This window comes from Rhodococcus sp. P3_B8 (genome assembly GCF_056402775.1).
This window is the reverse complement of record NZ_JBFUGT010000020.1, coordinates 24,715-38,239: the sequence shown is the minus strand read 5'-3', so window position 1 is coordinate 38,239 and position 13,525 is coordinate 24,715. Positions and strand designations below refer to the sequence as shown.

At 64.0% G+C, this 13,525-nt stretch carries 16 protein-coding genes; 5 read left to right on the top strand and 11 right to left on the bottom strand.

All coding sequences use genetic code 11. The features are described from left to right. The first annotated feature begins 60 nt into the window (after positions 1-60). The gene (locus tag AC1D1G_RS10800; protein WP_477952045.1) at positions 61-1,320 is read left to right on the top strand and encodes an amidase; all 1,260 of its coding nucleotides are present in this window, start codon (positions 61-63) and stop codon (positions 1,318-1,320) included. Between the two features lie 858 nt (positions 1,321-2,178). Here AC1D1G_RS10800 and AC1D1G_RS10795 read toward each other — a convergent pair. Next, positions 2,179-3,189, bottom strand: a complete 1,011-nt coding sequence (locus tag AC1D1G_RS10795; RefSeq protein WP_477952043.1) for a helix-turn-helix transcriptional regulator — start codon at positions 3,187-3,189, stop codon at positions 2,179-2,181. Between the two features lie 313 nt (positions 3,190-3,502). On the opposite strand from AC1D1G_RS10795, the gene AC1D1G_RS10790 reads away from it, so the two are divergent. Continuing rightward, positions 3,503-3,628 (top strand): hypothetical protein, encoded by a 126-nt coding sequence (locus AC1D1G_RS10790; RefSeq protein WP_477952041.1) that lies wholly within the window; start codon positions 3,503-3,505, stop codon positions 3,626-3,628. Continuing rightward, a complete protein-coding gene (locus AC1D1G_RS10785) occupies positions 3,625-3,804 on the top strand; it encodes a hypothetical protein (protein ID WP_477952039.1) in 180 nt (59 codons plus the stop codon). Before AC1D1G_RS10790 ends, AC1D1G_RS10785 begins: the two co-directional genes overlap by 4 nt. Before the next feature lie 73 nt (positions 3,805-3,877). Here the strand turns inward: AC1D1G_RS10785 and AC1D1G_RS10780 are convergent, their stop codons facing one another. Then, the gene (locus tag AC1D1G_RS10780; RefSeq protein WP_477952038.1) at positions 3,878-4,963 is read right to left on the bottom strand and encodes a PDDEXK nuclease domain-containing protein; all 1,086 of its coding nucleotides are present in this window, start codon (positions 4,961-4,963) and stop codon (positions 3,878-3,880) included. Between the two features lie 1,026 nt (positions 4,964-5,989). On the opposite strand from AC1D1G_RS10780, the gene AC1D1G_RS10775 reads away from it, so the two are divergent. Beyond that, the gene (locus tag AC1D1G_RS10775; RefSeq protein ID WP_477952037.1) at positions 5,990-6,892 is read left to right on the top strand and encodes a DUF2971 domain-containing protein; all 903 of its coding nucleotides are present in this window, start codon (positions 5,990-5,992) and stop codon (positions 6,890-6,892) included. Positions 6,893-6,895: 3 nt separating this feature from the next. Here AC1D1G_RS10775 and AC1D1G_RS10770 read toward each other — a convergent pair whose 3' ends face one another. The 5 genes from AC1D1G_RS10770 to AC1D1G_RS10750 form a co-directional block, all read right to left on the bottom strand. Next, positions 6,896-7,075, bottom strand: a complete 180-nt coding sequence (locus tag AC1D1G_RS10770; RefSeq protein WP_477952118.1) for a zinc-ribbon domain-containing protein — start codon at positions 7,073-7,075, stop codon at positions 6,896-6,898. Positions 7,076-7,184: 109 nt separating this feature from the next. Next, complete coding sequence (locus AC1D1G_RS10765) at positions 7,185-7,631, bottom strand: hypothetical protein (protein ID WP_477952036.1); 447 nt, start codon at positions 7,629-7,631, stop codon at positions 7,185-7,187. A gap of 523 nt (positions 7,632-8,154) precedes the next feature. Continuing rightward, positions 8,155-9,078 carry an alpha/beta hydrolase gene (locus AC1D1G_RS10760; RefSeq protein WP_477952034.1) on the bottom strand — a complete coding sequence of 308 codons (924 nt, stop codon included), beginning with the start codon at positions 9,076-9,078 and terminating at the stop codon, positions 8,155-8,157. A 106-nt stretch (positions 9,079-9,184) separates the two neighbouring features. After that, the gene (locus tag AC1D1G_RS10755) at positions 9,185-9,631 is read right to left on the bottom strand and encodes an SRPBCC family protein (RefSeq protein ID WP_477952033.1); all 447 of its coding nucleotides are present in this window, start codon (positions 9,629-9,631) and stop codon (positions 9,185-9,187) included. 513 nt (positions 9,632-10,144) lie between these two features. After that, positions 10,145-10,444: a hypothetical protein gene (locus AC1D1G_RS10750; RefSeq protein WP_477952032.1), complete on the bottom strand. Its 300-nt coding sequence runs from the start codon at positions 10,442-10,444 to the stop codon at positions 10,145-10,147. Here AC1D1G_RS10750 and AC1D1G_RS10745 point away from each other — a divergent pair. Further along, positions 10,437-10,583, top strand: a complete 147-nt coding sequence (locus AC1D1G_RS10745; RefSeq protein WP_477952031.1) for a hypothetical protein — start codon at positions 10,437-10,439, stop codon at positions 10,581-10,583. The genes AC1D1G_RS10750 and AC1D1G_RS10745 overlap by 8 nt on opposite strands. A gap of 169 nt (positions 10,584-10,752) precedes the next feature. Here AC1D1G_RS10745 and AC1D1G_RS10740 read toward each other — a convergent pair whose 3' ends face one another. The 4 genes from AC1D1G_RS10740 to AC1D1G_RS10725 are packed head-to-tail and all read right to left on the bottom strand — an operon-like array spanning position 10,753 to position 13,483. Further along, on the bottom strand, positions 10,753-11,181 hold the full coding sequence (locus tag AC1D1G_RS10740; RefSeq protein WP_477952029.1) for a nitroreductase/quinone reductase family protein: 429 nt from the start codon (positions 11,179-11,181) through the stop codon (positions 10,753-10,755). Next, on the bottom strand, positions 11,178-12,035 hold the full coding sequence (locus tag AC1D1G_RS10735) for an aldo/keto reductase (RefSeq protein ID WP_477952027.1): 858 nt from the start codon (positions 12,033-12,035) through the stop codon (positions 11,178-11,180). Before AC1D1G_RS10735 ends, AC1D1G_RS10740 begins: the two co-directional genes overlap by 4 nt. Next, positions 12,032-12,466: a cupin domain-containing protein gene (locus AC1D1G_RS10730; RefSeq protein WP_477952026.1), complete on the bottom strand. Its 435-nt coding sequence runs from the start codon at positions 12,464-12,466 to the stop codon at positions 12,032-12,034. The genes AC1D1G_RS10735 and AC1D1G_RS10730 overlap by 4 nt, the downstream gene beginning before the upstream one ends. A 33-nt stretch (positions 12,467-12,499) precedes the next feature. Then, positions 12,500-13,483 carry an aldo/keto reductase gene (locus AC1D1G_RS10725; RefSeq protein WP_477952025.1) on the bottom strand — a complete coding sequence of 328 codons (984 nt, stop codon included), beginning with the start codon at positions 13,481-13,483 and terminating at the stop codon, positions 12,500-12,502. Between the last annotated feature and the right edge of the window lie 42 nt (positions 13,484-13,525).

The following is a 13,525-nucleotide window of genomic DNA, read 5'->3' as shown; positions in this document are numbered from 1 at the left end:
CGAAGGAGCCTAGCGAATCTAGCTGTGGACCTTCGTGCTCGTCGGATCTCTTCCTCGGACTTGATCAGCATTGCGATCGACGAGGCCGAACGCTCGCAGTCGACGATCAACGCGTTCGTCACCATCGATGGGGCTGGAGCTCGGGCAGCTGCCGCTATGGCCGATCGAGAGTTGGCGGCAGGCGTCGACCGTGGTCCGCTACACGGTGTGCCTGTAGCGGTCAAGGACATGATCGATGTTCGAGGTCTGCCGACGACTGCCGGTTCGCTTCATTTCGTGAATCGGATCGCTGATCGAGACGCTGACTGCGTCGGACGACTGAGGCGAGCAGGTGCGATACTGATCGGGAAGACGACGACGCACGAGTTCGCGAACGGGTCGACAGGAGACCGTGCTGTAACTGGACCAACTAGTAACCCACATGCATTGGGGCACATGTCAGGGGGGTCGAGTAGCGGTTCGGCGGCCGCAGTGGCCGCCGGCGTCGTTCCCGCCGCACTCGGTACGGACACCGGTGGCTCAGTACGAATCCCCGCCGCATGCTGCGGCGTCGTCGGTATTCGCCCCACCCAGGCGGCAATCAGCACGCGCGGAGTACTCCCTCTGGCCAGTTCGATGGACACCGTGGGCGTTCTGGCCCGTCGTGCGGCTGATGCACACGTCGTACTGTCAGCGTTGATCCACGATTTCCCGCCACCGGCCGAGCAGGCTTCCGTCGCCGACGTGCGCGTTCGCTGGATATCGCCGAGATCGATTCATCTCACTCAGTCATCGATCACCCGTTCTGCTCGCGATCTTGTCGCACCATTCCTTACCGACGAAATAGATATTCACGGCGCCGACGACCTTCGCTTCTCCTATCGTGTCATCCAAGGGCGTGAAGCTCACGCCGTCCACGCCGAGCGGCTCAGACTCGCAACCGAACTGTACGACCCAGAGGTGCGTGAGCGTCTCGAGATGGGCGGCGCGTACACCGATTCGCAACTCTCGCAGGCGATCGCCATTCGTGAACAGTTCCGTGTAGATATTGCTCAGCTACTGAAAACGGTCGATTTCATTGCCCTGCCCACGATTCCCATTTCGGCACCGCCGCTGTTCAGTCGTCGGGTGAACGTCGAGGATCAGACGGCCGACGTTCCAACTGGCTTGCTCTCACTCACCGCGCCGTGGAGTCTCATCGGACTGCCCGCAGTGTCCATTCCGGCAGCCGACGTCGACGGTTTGCCTGTCGGCTTACAGCTCGTCGGGCACCCGCATACCGAGGCTGATCTTCTGTCGTTCGCGGCGCAGCTCGAGACGCGGCAACTTCTCGACAGCTGAGCGGACCACACCGCACCGATCAGCTGACGCCGCCGGTTCCGCAGTCCCGGTCTGTTTCAGGCGGAAGTGAACCGATGTCACACATGGTGGTCGGGGTTCTATACGGACAACGTGATGAACAGTGCTGACGCAATCAGCACGACTCCGAAAACCGAGAACACGGCCACGACGCCGCCGACTCCGAATGGTGCACCGCCGCCGGCGGCGGCTGCAGCGATGCCGGATTGAACCCCGACCACAACGATCCCGCCTGCGCTTTTCCGCCTTGTCGGCCACCCCTGGGTGTCAGGGTGAGTTGCGTCCAGTGGTTCACAGTTATCCTGCCTGCAGGGCGAGATATGGATCAACCCGCGATGACGATTTCACCCACGGCTCTGGTCGAGGACAATGTCCGGATGGGCCCTCGCACCCACGCGCCGAAGGCCCGCAGCGACGACGCGCCTTCAGCGCCGCTGACAAGCTCGCCCACCTGACCGCCTATGAACAGGCCTGCGAGAGCAACGGTGGGCGCGTACCTGCGCCGCGAACGCCTGTACTCGTCCCTGATCAGCGAGTGGCGCAAATACCGCGATGCTGGCGTCCTCGACGGAAAGAAGCCCGGCGAAAAGATCGGCAAACTCACCACCGAGCAGGCCGAGATCGCACGCCTCAAACGCGAGTTGGAGAGAGCGAACAAGCGACTGGCCACCACCGAGACTTGCGCTGGAAATCATGGGATAAGCACATTCGCTCTTGTAGCAACTCTTCGGTCAACTACATATCTGACCAGGTCAGCGCCGAAAGATTTCGCAGCAGTTAGCTCAGGTCAGTGTCGCGGTGCTTCGGGGTCTGCCCACCTTCGGGCCGCCCAGCTATGGGTCAGAGTGGCGAACGAACTCCTGGCTGAAGCAACCGCACACCCTCGCGAGTGGCCAGCGCCGCTACCTCCGCACGAGAGGCCACCCCGAGTTTCGCCAGGATGTGTTCGACATGGGTCGAGACCGTGCGCCGGCTCACAACAAAAGTATCAGCGATCTGGGGGTTGCTCGCGCCCTCCGCAAGGAGCGTGACAACCTGCAGCTCTCGGGCGGTGAGGTCGTAGGGCGCAGACATCTCACGCTCGGCCACGAGCACCGTTCCTCCCACGCACCGGGTCAGATCGATTCGGTGAAACGTCCCGGATTCGTGGATCCAGATGTAGCTCCCATCCCTGTGTGGAACCGACATCAGAAGCAACGGCCAGAGGCGGCCGTCCGATTGGAGAATCGGGCCAACGTCACGGCCTGGAATTCGTTGCTCGCGACCGGCGCCGACCAACGCGACGTGCGCGTCTCCGTACACTTCGTCGGCGAGAACACGATGAGTTTGCAATAGATTACTGGCGTCGGCAAGAAGGGGAAGAAACTGCTCGATTGTTCGACGCCTGTCGTCCGTGGCCGCATGGGACGTACCCCAGTTCATATGAATGGCACCAGCGTGAGACCCGTCAGGTAACCACAAACAGGCGGTCACACCTTCATGGAATCCGGCGGGAAGTAGGCATTGCTCGGCAAGGGAGGTTGTGGCAAACCTGATTTGCCAATCACGGTCAAGGTCGGACCAGCGTAACGCCGAACGGACCCCGTTACGCAGCAGGCGGAATCCCGGGTTCTCTGCGTTCGGAACGAAGTCGTCCAACAGCCGCCTGAGGGCCGTGTCGGAGTAGCCGTCGGAGGCGAGCAACGTGTGCTGTGGACTCAGCGCGAATGGGTTCGATGCCGTCAGCGCCACCGCATCGCATCTTACGAGGTCGTGAAACAGCTGGACGAGTTGCTCGGCTCGCTCGACGACGCTAGGGGAGGCGACAGGTGCGGTTAAACCAGCGGCGCTCTCGGACGGGAGCAGGCTCATATCTCGTACCCTCGCCTTCTCGGACCCACCGCATAGTCTACTCTCGGCGCCATCGACCTGCAGTTCCGCAACGAACCTGCCTGACCGGGGTTCCTGAATAGGGAACATCCATCGCCTCTTAGGAGTCGGAGCGGTTGAGGAAGACGCACTTGGTGTCGTACTGCTGCCTCGATGATCGGGGTTTCCAAGTCGTCAACAGAATCCGATCCGCGGCGATCACCTCTCATGCCACGCTGCATGAGGGGCGGCAAAGCATCGGCCGCGGCCGCGACCAGACGCTCCGCGCGGGCTGTTCGAGCCGCATCAGGGGTCGGTGGCGAAAGCGATCAGGGACGAGATCGAACGCGCCTACTACCGAGGCCTGCTGACCGACGACGAGATCGGCCGGCTGATGGAACGAAACAAGGATGCCCTCGAACAGGCGGCACGGTCTGCGTGAACTCCCCGGATCCGCTGCGCGGCAAGGTCGCCGCGCAGCTCACCGCCATGTCCGTACCCGGTGGCCCGCTGCACACCAAATCCGACACCAGCACGATGATCCGCCATGCCGCGTCACCGGCCCGGCTGCGGTTCCGCCGCACGGTCATCGACCGGTATCTGGCGCGGGACACCTGACGTGCGGTGCCTCGCGAAGGTGTCCGGACTCTGCGTTGCAGAGCGTTCCGCCGGCACCCAGGGGCGCGGGTGTTCAGCTGTCGGGTTCCGGTCCGGGGAGGGGGTTTGGGGGTTGTGCGGGTGTCGGACGTCCCGGAGGGCGGCGGCGAGGTCGGCGGCTGTCGGCAGGGCGGGTCGGACGTCGGCGGGCAGGGACCGGTGTGTGGTGTAGGTGCTGACGGCGAGCGGCGAGCGGCGAGTCGAGACCGCGAAGCGCGTATTCGACGACGATGTCGTCGCGGTCGGCGGCGAGGAGGATTCCGATGGTGGTGCCGTCGCCGTGGTCGGGTTTGCGGAGCAGGTCATCGACGGCGTTGACGTAGAAGTTGAGCTTGCCGATGTGTTCGGGCTCGGCGTGGCCGATTTTCAGCTCGAAGACGACGAAGCGGCGCAGGCCCAGGTGRAAGAACAGCAGATCGAGGTAGAAGTCGGAGTTGCCGACGGTGAGCTTGTACTGGCGTCCGACGAAGGAAAARCCACCACCGAGCTCGGTGAGGAAATGGGTGAGCCGACCGATSAGGGCATCTTCGAGGTCGCGCTCGCTGTAACCGGCGTCGAGGCTGAGGAAGTCGAGGTTGTACGGATCCTGCAGGATCTCGTGGGCGAGGTCGGATTCGTGCGCCGGCAGCGTGGTGGGGAAATTGTTCGGKGCGGCACCSACMCGCAGRTGCCGAYCSGWRSTGATGTGATGGACGAGTGTCGCGCGGGACCAGCCGTGATGGGCGGCCTGGCCGGCGTACCAGTCGCGGACACGGGGGTCGGGGAGACGGTCGAGGAGGACGAGGATGTGTCCCCACGGCAATTGCGCAGCAGGGTGCTGCGYAATGGGGTCGGGGTATTCGGTGGCGAGGGTGCGCATGTAGACGAGGTTGCGCTGGGACAGTCCTCGCATGCCGGGGAACGCGGTGCGGAGGTCGTCGGCGAGTCGGGCAATGACCCGGGTTCCCCACCCTTCCTCGCTTTGCCGAGCGCGGATCAGCTTCCCGATCTTCCAGTACAGGAGGATCAGTTCGGTGTTGACCTTGCGAGCGGCGTGGACGCGGGCGGTGCGGACCTGGGACTTGATGTCCTCGAATAATGCGCCGTAGCCGGCGGGCTCGATTTCTTCTGCTCGACTCATCGTTGCCATCTTCTCGCATCCGGCCGACAGGTGGGTGAAGCCGGGCGGACCGACACGTCCGCCTGGGGCACCGGACCGCTCCTCGAGACGAGGAAGGACGCGGTGAACCGGAATTTACGCAGCAAGCTGCTGCGTAAATGGGCAGGCCGAGGGTGTTCGGTCGAGGAAGTGCAGGTCAGTGCGTTTTCCAGGGGTCCGTCCGGTTGAAGGTCGGCCCTGTCAGACAGACGCACATAACAGGAGCCGCCAGTGCATCCTCGGGGACAGCGTTGACGCTGAGGGTTCGGGGGTATGTGGGCGTGCGGGGGAGGGCGTAGAGCCTATGGTGCCGGTTTGGCGGGACCGCGGTGAGTCGTCAGGTCCGGAGGGATGAGGTGTCTATCGCGGTGACGGTCGGCTTATCTGGAATGGGGTCGTGGTGGTGGATGCGGTCCTGACAGTCCGTTTTCGAGACGGCTCGTGGCGCAGGCATGATGAGACCGTGGGCGATCGAACCGCGGCAGACTTCGAGCGTGAACTCGCCATGCTCGCCTACGCACGCGGACGCCTCCGCGCGTCGGAGGGCAAAGACTTCCGCATCCCGACGGCCGCGCTCGATGAGGTTCTCGATGAGCTGACAGTCTCGTCCGATCACCGGATCCGAGGTGATCTCCGGCGGTTCAGCAACCCGAGGTGTGATGGTCGCGATGGAGTCGCCTCGGGCCGGGGACGGTGGTGCCGGGATGGCGGTCGGGTCAGGCCGGATGGCGTGCGCAACTGCTCTGGTCACGTTCGTGATTCACAGGCGCGTCAGCATGGGAAGCAGGGCGATCGCGGACGGTGATGCCCGCGGCGCCGGCAACGACGCCGAGTAGGGCCCGCAAGGACGACGCCTCGTCGGTCACCGCGGTCCGCTCAACCCCGTGGTCACTCACGTACCGATCCACCGGTCCCGCTCAACCAGACGCCGAAGCTGCCAACCCCCGAAGATCCTCCCTGACGCGGGCACATACGCTGACTGTCCTCGACTCGAACCCGGGAGGTCCGTTGGCGGAGAACAGCACGATGTGGCACTACACTGACGCAGCCGGACTGCTCGGAATCCTCGGAAGCAACCCCGAGCAGCGAGATCCTAGTGTGGTCGGGCCGCAGAGCTGCCAGCCATCCTTCCGAGCAACCGCGGTCCAGTACCTCAACGACAGCCGCGAACTCATCCACGGCCTCGAGATCATCAAGAACGAGGTACTCCTCAAACGGGCCGCCGAACTGGATGCGATCGACTACCAGCCCAACGAGTACCACGAAATCGCCAACGCTCCCGCTAAAGCGAAGTTCCTCCGCGCGCTCTGCGAGACGATCGAACAGGTCGAAACCCGCACCTACGACCACCACATCCACTGCTACATCACATCGTTCTCGAAGAACCCGGACGCACTCAGTCAGTGGCGGGGCTACTGCGGAGGACTCGACGGTTTCACCATCGGCATCGACAGGGACAAGATTTCGGAGACTCCCGAAACGCTGGTGAGGGAGGTCTCTTACAGTGACAGCCTCCCGACGTCGTCGATGGTGACAGGTAACGTGAATGACTGGCTGAACCGGCGGCTCTCTTCAACGCATGCGCCCGAAACAACCTCTGGGATGCTCAATCACTGCGTTCGGGAACTATCCGCATCTGCCACCCAACTCAAACATCAGGGCTTCACAGAGGAAGCCGAATGGCGAGTCATCCACCTCGGGTACAGCAAGGGCGCGTCGTATCGAAACCGCGGCGCTCAGCTCATCCCGTACGCCACCTGGTCGGTGCCAGCCGACGCCGTTGTCGGCGTTCGTGTCGGCCCCGGCCCGAACCAGCAGGAGAACTACCTGGCGGCCAAGGGTGCGCTGTACTCGTTTGGGTATGCCGAGGTGGCGGAGAAGCTCACGAAGTCTCCCACGCCTTTTCGGTAGTTCCTATCGGCGACGGAGTCGAGAGCATGTCGGGCATCCGGAACCCAACCCTGTTCTGGATTTCGGAATGGCCTCCCACTCGTGAGCGAGTTGGCATCTCCACCAAACCTTCTTGCTACTACCGGGTTTGACTAAATCTGGTTGGAGGTCGGCGTTGAGGTGGGGGTGCCATTCGGCTGCGATCGTCGGATACAGGTCGGCTAGGGATTTGCCTGGTTTGGGAAACGCGCGTGCGAGTCCTGCACGCTTATGTCCGCAGGGTGGGCAGCCTTGACCGTTGAGGCCAGCGGAGTCATTTCTGAGGTCGAAGTTTCCAGCCGCTGAGGGAAACCAGTCCAGCTACTCCAGCCCCTATCGCAGCACCCATAAGCGGCAGTAGCCACCAGATCATGTCGGCTGTCCGAAACTGGACGGACGAGATTTCAGTCAGACTCTCAGGAAGGAAGCTCGCCGGAAATCCAAAGGGCAGGACAAGTATCGCGACGGCAGCAAGCAAGCCGAACACCAATCCGAAAACAGCAAACAACACCATGACTGCGCCAGCACCCGTGTCCTTGTCACGAGAGGTGTTCCATCCCAACCATGCGCGAACAGCTCCGACCAATGCCCCCAGTACGGCGCCGGCAACACAGAAGAAGCCGCCCACAGTAGCGAGAGACGGTATCCAGGGATCCTTTAGACGCCCGGTGGAATAGATCGCGATCCCTGCCTCGAACGTACTGAAACTAGGCGGATCCATCCACCTCCACGCGACGGTAGACATAAGCCCCGCGAGTACACCGAACCCGCTAGTGAGCACGATCACTGACCACCGCGACAGGAGCTTGTCCGGCTTGATTGTTGCCATCTCCGAAAGTTTGTCAGACGCGTCGCAGGACTTCTGTCCTTCGCACCGTAAAGCTGCCGCGGCTCAGCCGACGATCAACGCCGTCCGGTAGCGGAGTGCTGCGCGGCACGGATCGGCCGAATGTTGAGTGCCCAGTCCCCTCCCACAAGCGGATCCGCTTGCGGTGTCTCATGGATGCAGCGCCTCAGTAGCGGTCAAATGAGCGACGACCCGAACTGCCGCATAACTATGCGGCACGAAGGGCCGCGCCTGTCTTTGCGTCGACATGCGTTTCGGTCGAACTCGGGCTAGTCGCGGACCGTGGTCATGCCCGCACTCTGACAGGCGGGAGATCTGGATGCTCTCGGCGCCAAACTGACGCCCATCATTCGTGCGGTGGTAGAGCATGCTGATAGCGACTGCGTGACCTGCGAGGTCATAGCGAGGCATCGTTGCGCTCTTGGGCAGACCGGGCCGAGGGTACGTTATGCGTCAAGAATGCGATCTGGTCCGCAACGACGCGTTCGAAGGGCTCGCCGACATAGATGTCGAAGTGTCCTTGCGGATACAGCCGGATTTCGCCGTACGGTGCGCTGCGTGCATAACGCTGTGTTGTCTTGGCCGGCCCGAGACTGTCGCGCTCGCAGATGTTGAACAGGATGGGGCACTGCACTTTCGAGGCATACCTACCGGGACGGTACTTGATGATCTGGAACACGAAGCGAGCCGCGACTTCGTTCCGGAACGGGGCACCGGCGGGTACGAGATCCAGGTAACCCGACTGGGCGTCAGGTGTGGCCATCAGCGCGGTGCTTCCAGGCGCACCTGCGGAGGGGACCATTACCGGCGGCCTTCCGAATCGTGCTCCGACAACATCGTGCAGTGCCCGGGCCGTGACCTTCACCAACGTCAGCGGGTTCGTGACCAGTGCCGATGCGATCCCGTCAGTGAATGGACACTGAGCTACCACCGCGTCGATTCCGCCGTCGAGTGCCGATGCGACGATCACATGTCCAGCTGCGAGCGAGGTCCCCCACAAAATGACTCGGGTGCCATCGATGCCATCACGGTTACGTGCATAGCTGATCGCGGACGCCCAATCGGCGAGCTGGCTCGGTATGCCTACCAGTTGGCGAGGTTCACCCCCGCTGGCTCCGAAATGTCGGTAGTCGAACACCAGACACGCGTAACCCGCAGCCTGAAATCGTTCGGCGTAAGCATCGAGGCGCATTTCTCGGACCGCGCCAAGACCGTGAGCCATGACGATCACCGGGGCCGGAGTGTCACTGTTCGGCAGTAACAACCAGGCGGCACAGAGTGCATCGCCCGAGGTGAACTGCACATCCAATCGATCGGGCATGTGGCTCCTTCATCGGCGGTACCCGCGGTTTCGGGGCAACGAACACAATTTCAGTGAGAGGCCCAGAGCGAGCGCCACCAGTCCCTGGTATCTGCGCTCAAGCGGGTCAGCTGTCGGTGGTGAGCAGGTCAGCGAGGTTGTCCAAGCTTGCCCGCACCGTGCGTGAGTACGCCTTGGTGACGATGGGGTCCGCTAGCTTGCCGAAGACCCCTCCGAGACCACTTTCGGTGTCGACCCGGTAGGTAAACAGTGTCCCGTCGTCGACCTCCTCGAGCCTCGTCGTCGCGGTGAAACCGATCTTGCCTTCCACCGACTTGGACGTGGCCACCTTCCCGGGCTGGTACTCGATGAATTCGGTAACCCAGTCGAACCGCTTACCCAGGATTCGGTTCACCCCGCGCCACCTGGTGCCCACCCCGAGCTCCCCGTCGGTGACCTGCTCGCATTCGACGATCGATGCCTCCCACGACGGCCAGTTCTCCGCAACGGTGAGAAAGTCCCATACTTCCGACGCGGGGCGGGCAATGACGACGGACTGCTGGACAACCGGCATGGTGATTTCCTTTGGTGGTGGCTGGATCGGCCGTGACCCGCCGCTTCACGCTTCACGAATCGGTGAGGGGCGGAAGAATAGAGACCGGTCCGTTTATCGTCCTCTCGTGCCAGGTCGCTGTCACTGATGGTTAGCACGTCAAAGCGCTTTGGCGGTGTAGCCGAAAAGATGTCTCACAAGTCCGGTGCCCAGTAATGATCGGATGAGGGACGCGGCTCAATTCATAGGATCAACCGATCAGCGCCGAGGCCAAGCCGCGTCCACACGCCAGCCACCCGTGAGGGATCCGCTCACGGAACCACCTGTCCGTCGGCGCGTTATCGGTCGGAGTACCCCGTTGGTGGTTCCTCATCCGGCGCGCCGTCCACGGCGTCGTTTCGGCGGCGAAACGGGATGCCAGCGGCAACGCCGCTGTTCCTACCTAGGTCGGCAAACCTGCGACGCCGCTTGTCGCACGGGCATGCGATCCTCTCCCCATGTGCCCGTGTCCTTCACCCAAATGCTGACCGGCGGTCATCCCAACTCACTTGGTCGAACCCAGGCCTGGGTGCCCGCGACTTCGCCTCTCTGCGCGACTTCTACCAGCGGGTGGGCTGGCCGCAGGTGATGGACGACGGCGAGTTCACGGTCTTCGAGCTGCGCGGCATCGTGCTGGCCCTGTTCCCGCTCGCCCGGCTCGCGCACGACGGGAACACCGACGCCGCTTCGTGCACCGGCGGCATCCACTCCACCATCGGACTGCAGGTTGGCGGCCCCGCGGAGGTCGACCGGCTCACCGAGCACATGCGCGCCGCCGGGCGCACGGGTGACCAAGGAACCCGTCGACGCGGAGTTCTTCACCGGGCGATCGGCGTACCTGTGCGACCCCGAGGGCAACTACTTCGAGATCGTCTGGGCCGACATGCCCGACAACCCCGTCGTCCGCGCATCCCGCAGGGCCGCCGGCCTGTAGCCCGAGGGTCGTCGGATTCGCATTGCTCCCCGATCTTGGCCGGGTCCCACGGCCTCCGAGACGAGGAAGAGCATGAGCGCGGGGCCTCGTCGCGTCCCGGGAATGAGATGTATATGAGATGGCGGCGCGGCTCGTCGTCCTGACCAGACGCCGGTCGCCGCACCAGGACTCACGGCGTGATGCTCTCCTCGAACAAGATCTCGGCCAGCGGGCTCCCCTGAGTCCAGTCGTCGATGTTCTCGGCCGACGCGGTCGTCCAGCCGCCCATCGCCTCCAGTCCGCGCAGGATCAGGGTGACGAGCCGGCGCTTCTCGTCCGGGTCGGTGATCGGCACGCCCTTCGCGGGCAGGTCGGCCGCGATGCCGTGCTTGAGGTGGACGACCAGCCGCGGGTCCCCTAGCAGGTTGGCGTACCAGTCGCGCCGGCCGGGGCTCCCGGAGAGGAACCAGCGCCCGTCGACGCGGTGGAACCAGATCTCGATCCGCCGCGCCTTCCCGGTGGACGCGCCGTAGGTCGTGATGTCGATCGTGCGTTCGCGGGACGAGGCGTCCGGGGCGATCTCCAGTGCAGCGCGGACATCGTCCCGCAGGGGCGTCACTTCTCGCTGTAGACGGGGAACGCGCTGGAGTCGCCGTAGTCCTGGGCGCGCAGTTCGCTCAACGCCTCCATGTCCGCGTCTGAGATCTCGAAATCGACCTCGGCGTTGGAGCGCATGTGCTCCAGGTTGGCGGTCTTGGGAAGGGACACGGTGCCCAGCTGCAGGGTGTAGCGGATGCACAGCTGCGGCACGGACACGCCGTACTTCTCGGCCATCGCCTGCACCTYGGCGTTCTTGAGGATCTCGCCGTGCGCGATGGGCGAGTAGGCCTCGACGAGGATCTGCTTGCTCGCGCAGTAGTCCAGGAGGTCGGAGGGCGTGTTGCCGGCATGCACGAGCAGCTGGTTCACGCGGGGGACGGTCTCCGCCGTCTCCAGCAGGCTGTCCAGGTCCGACTGCAGGAAGTTCGAGATGCCGATCGAGCGGAGCTTGCCCGCCTTGTGTGCTTCCTCCAATGCTTTCCAAGCCTGGCGGTTGCCCTCGGCGTAGTCGCCGCCGCGGAAGTCGTCCCACGGCTGCGGGCTGTGGATCAGCATCAGGTCAATGTAGTCGAGGCCGAGCGTCTCCAGCGATCCGTTGATCGCGGCCACCGCACCGTCGTAGTCCTTGATTTCGGCCGCGAGCTTGGTCGACACGAACAGTTCGTCGCGGGAGACGCCGCTGGTGCGCACGCCTTCGCCGACGCCGCGTTCGTTGCCGTACGCCTGGGCGGTGTCGATGTTGCGGTAGCCGATCTCGACCGCCGCCTTCACGGCGTCGGCCGCCTTGTCGTCGTCGATGAACCAGGTGCCGAGCCCGAGCTTGGGGATCTCGACACCGTTCGACAGTGTGTAGGTCTCGTCCAAGATGGTCATGCGTTCTCTCCGTTCTTCGGCAGTTGCCCGTACACCTCATCGGTGACGGGTTCGAGCCATTCGTTGCTGACGTCCTCGCCGGGGGTGATGAAGGCCAGGTGGCTGAACCACGAGTCGGCCTTCGCGCCGTGCCAGTGCTTGGTGCCGGCCGGGACGCGGACCACGGTTCCCGGCTCCATGCTGATGGGGTCCTCGCCCTCGGCCTGGTACCAACCGGAGCCGGCGGTGCACAGCAGGACCTGGTCGCCGCCGCCGGCGGTGCCGTGGTGGATGTGCCAGTTGTTGCGGCAGCCCGGCTCGAAGGAGACGTTGCTCACCGGGACGCTGCCGTCGGTCAGCGGGGCCAGGTAGCTCTGCCCGATGAAGTACTCAGCGAAGGCGTCGTTGGGCTCCCCGAGCGGGAAGATCTGGTCGAATCCGTTGTCAGTCATCCTGTTCTCCCTCTGTTCGTTCTGGATGAGTCGTCACCATGCGTACGACATGGGCGCGACACCGGGCCGCGGCCAGGTGCGGTCGAGCTCCGTCAGCGTCGCAGCGTCGAGGTCGATGGTGAGCGCGTCGACGGCGGATTCGAGGTGCTTCACCGTGCGGGCTCCGGCGATGATCGTGGAAACGGCCGGCTGGTGCAGCAGCCAGGCCTGCGCGACCTCGGCGGGCGAGTGCCCCAGGTCGGCGCACAGGCGTTCGTACTCGGCGAGCTGGTCGGAGGCCCGGCGCAGCTGCTCCTGCACCTCGGGGGCCTTCCGCCGCACCGTCTCCTCGTCCTTCGGCGAACCGGCGAGGACGCCCGAGGCCAGCGGTGCGTACGGGATCAGCCCGATGCCGAAGTGCTCCAGGGCGGGGATGAGTTCCTGTTCGATCGCCCGGTTGGCGAGGTTGTACTGGCTCTGCTCCGATACCAGCCCGAGGAAGTGCCGGTGCTCTGCCGTCAGCTGCGCGGTCGCGACGTCCCAGCCGGCGTAGTTGCTGGATCCGACGTAGGTGATCTTGCCTTCGGCGACGAGCTGCTCCATGGCCTGCCAGATCTCCTCGAACGGGGTGGCCCGGTCGACGTGGTGCATCTGGTAGAGATCGATGTGGTCGGCCTGCAGCCGGCGCAGGCTCGCCTCGCAGGCCCGCTTGAGGTGGTAGGCGGACAGGCGTCGGTCGTTCGGGCCGAGCCCCATCGGCTGGTAGGCCTTGGTGGCCAGGACGATCTCGTCGCGGCGGCCCGACTTCTTCAGCCACTCGCCGAGGATCTCTTCCGAGGTGCCGTACCCCTGGGCCATGTCCGGCGACTGCGGGCCGCCGTAGACGTCGGCGGTGTCGAAGAAGTTCACGCCGAGCTCGACGGCCCGGTCCATGATCTCGAATGCCTCCGGCTGGTCGGTGGCGTCGCCGAAGTTCATCGTGCCCAGTCCGATGCGGCTGACGAGGAGGCCGGAGCGGCCCAGGTGCGTGTGTTCCAAAACGTCTCCTTCAGATGCTTGGTTTCGTTGGTGTCGTGTGCG